Below are 2672 nucleotides of genomic sequence, written 5' to 3'. Positions count from 1 at the left end.
CCGCCGGGGCGGTCGTGGTGGGTGCGGACACGTACGGGACCTGCTCTCTGGATGCCCGGTGGGCCCGGGTCCGGTGGCGTGGACCCACCGGACCCGGGATCAGCCGGCCTGGGCTGTCGGCCTGGGCTCTCGGACGGCCTGGCTCAGTTGGCGGCGAAGGCCGAGGTGATCTGGGTGGCGGCGTCGCCCGAGGCCTTGGCCACGTCCGCCTTGCCGGTGACGATCTGCTGGAGCATCGTCGGGATGACGGACTGCGCGTCGATCTGCGCCCACGCCTGGTCCAGCGGGACGAACTTGGTGCCGGCCGCGATGGTGTCGGTGAACGGCTTCAGGAAGGCGTCCTTGGCGGCGACCTTGGCGTTGACCGACTTCAGGGTCGGCAGGTTGCCCATGGCGTCGTACATCTGCTCCTGGTACGCCGGGCTCGCCAGCAGCTCGGCGAACTCCACGGCCAGGGTGCGGTGCTTGGCCGCCTTCATCACGCCGAGGTTGTTGCCGCCGGCGAACGCCGGGGCGATCGAGCCGGCCTTCTCGCCGGGCAGCGGGACGACCGCGTACTTGTCCTTGGCCGCGCCCGCGTCCACCTTGCTGCGGCTGGAGTTCGGCAGGATCGCCATCGCCGACTTGCCGGCCGCGAACAGGTCGACGGTCTTGCCGCCGGTGAGGTCGGCGCACTGCTGGACCGGACAGCCGTTCTCGTTGAAGAGGTCGGTGTAGCGCTTGATGCCGGCCTGCGAGGCGGGCGAGTTGATCGCCGCCTTGAACTTGTCGCCCTCCTTGGCGGCGATGTCGCCGCCCGCGTCCCAGACGAAGGGCAGCGCGCCGAAGGTGTACTTGCCGCCGATCGCGATGCCGAAGGTGTCCGGGTGCGCGGCGTGGATCTTCTCGGTGGCGGCGACCAGGTCGGCGTAGGAGGTCGGCGCGGCCAGGCCGGCCTCGGTGAACAGGTCGGTGCGGTAGTACAGCGCGCGCACGCCGACCCACCAGGGCAGACCGTAGGTCTTGCCGTCGAGCACGGCGGTCGAGGCGATCGCCGGGTCGAGGTCGCCCTTGTCCTTCCACTTGTCGAGGTCGGCGCCGATCTCGGCGAGGCCGCCCGCGGCGACGTAGCCGGGCAGGTCGGTGTTGCCGAACTCGACCAGGTCCGGGGCGCTGTTCGGGTCGTTGAACGCGCCCTTCATCTTGGCCGCACGGGCCGAGGCGTCGGTGTCGATGTAGCTGACGTTGACGGTGACGCCCTGGTGGGAGGCCTGGAACTCGGCGACCGCCTTGCTGATCACCGCCTCCTTGGCGGCGTTGCCGGCCTCGTTGTACAGCCAGACCTGCAGCGTGCCGGTCTTGTCGTCCGCGGCCTTCTCGCCGGCCGGTACGGCGGTACCGGGCGAACAGGCAACGGCGGCCGTGAGGCAGGTGACGGCGAGAACGGCGGCCGCGGTGGTCCGTCTGGCGATGCGCATGGGTGTGGAGCCTCCCCTCCCGACAGCTGCCGCCGAGACGTGCGCCGCTGGGGACGGGCACGTCGAAGCAGGCCCTGACCGGGGCCGGTGTGATGGGTGCGTGCGTGAACGCGTGGATGTGGGGGTGGTGCTACGCGGGTACGGCAGAGCGACCGCTCGGGTGGGCTGCGTCGCCTGCTCGATGCCAGGGACGTTAGGCGCGGGCGCTCGCGCCCAACAAGAGCCGGTTCGCGAAGTTTTGCACTGCACAACGCTGTATCGAAAAAGCGGCGGCCGGGTCCGGAAGGGGTACGGTTCGACAACCGCTGCCGTCCGGCGGCGGAACGAGAGGGGAACAGGATCGATGACGGAGCAGGCGGCCGGCCCGGCCACCACCGCGAAGCCGAAGAAGGCGGCGGGCGAGCGCAACCAGTCCTCCTCGCTGCGCCGGGCGCTGTCCGTCCTCGGCTACGTCCGCGACCACGGTGACGGGCGCGGCGTCCCGCTCGCGCAGCTCGCCGAAGCCCTCGACCTCAACAAGTCCACCGTGCTGCGGCTCACCGGCCCGCTGCTGGACGAGCACCTGCTCGACCGCGACCGGGAGACCGGCTGGTTCCGCCTCGGCCACGGCTCGCTCCGCCTCGGCCAGGCCTACCTCTCCACCCTCGACCTGCGCAGCGTCGCCGCCGAGCACCTGCGCCGCCTCCAGCGCGAGGCCGGCGAGACCGTCCACCTCACCGTCTGGCAGGCGCCCGGCATCGTCTACCTGGACAAGGTCGAGGACGAGACCAACGTCCGGATGGCCTCCCGGGTCGGCAGCCGGGCCCCCGCCTACTGCACCGCGACCGGCAAGGCGATCCTCGCCTGGCTCCCCGACGAGGCGGTCGCCGAGGTCGTCGCCGCCGGCCTGCGCCCGGTCACCACCTGGACCATCTCCGACGAGACCCACCTGCGCGCCGACCTCGCCCGCATCCGGGCCCGCGGCTACTCCATCGACGACCGCGAGAACGAGCCCGAGGTCCGCTGCGTCGCCGCCCCGATCTTCGACCACACCGGCGAGGTCACCGCCGCCCTCTCGGTCTCCGGCCTCACCTCCCGGATGACCGCCGCCCGCGTCCGCGCCCTCGGCCCCGTCGTCGCCCAGGTCGGCCTGCGCATCTCCCGCGAACTCGGCTCCGACCGCCCGGTGGCATGACACGCGGAAGGGCCCGGCACCTGAACCAACAGGTGCCGGGC

General features: G+C 72.0%; 2 protein-coding genes. One reads left to right on the top strand and one right to left on the bottom strand.

Annotated elements, in window-relative coordinates; all coding sequences use genetic code 11:
* Nucleotides 1–143: 143 nt before the first annotated feature.
* The gene (locus tag ACFU74_RS36890; protein WP_380764510.1) at nucleotides 144–1457 is read right to left on the bottom strand and encodes an extracellular solute-binding protein; all 1314 of its coding nucleotides are present in this window, start codon (nucleotides 1455–1457) and stop codon (nucleotides 144–146) included.
* A 343-nt stretch (nucleotides 1458–1800) separates the two neighbouring features.
* Here ACFU74_RS36890 and ACFU74_RS36885 point away from each other — a divergent pair, with 343 nt between their 5' ends.
* Entirely contained in the window at nucleotides 1801–2631 is an 831-nt protein-coding gene (locus ACFU74_RS36885) for an IclR family transcriptional regulator (protein ID WP_380764509.1), read from the top strand.
* The last annotated feature ends 41 nt before the right edge of the window (nucleotides 2632–2672 follow it).

It is taken from the genome of Kitasatospora sp. NPDC057500 (assembly GCF_042802195.1).
Lineage (GTDB): Bacteria > Actinomycetota > Actinomycetes > Streptomycetales > Streptomycetaceae > Kitasatospora.
Note: the sequence above shows the minus strand (reverse complement) of the source record. Positions and strands in the feature narration are given on the sequence as shown.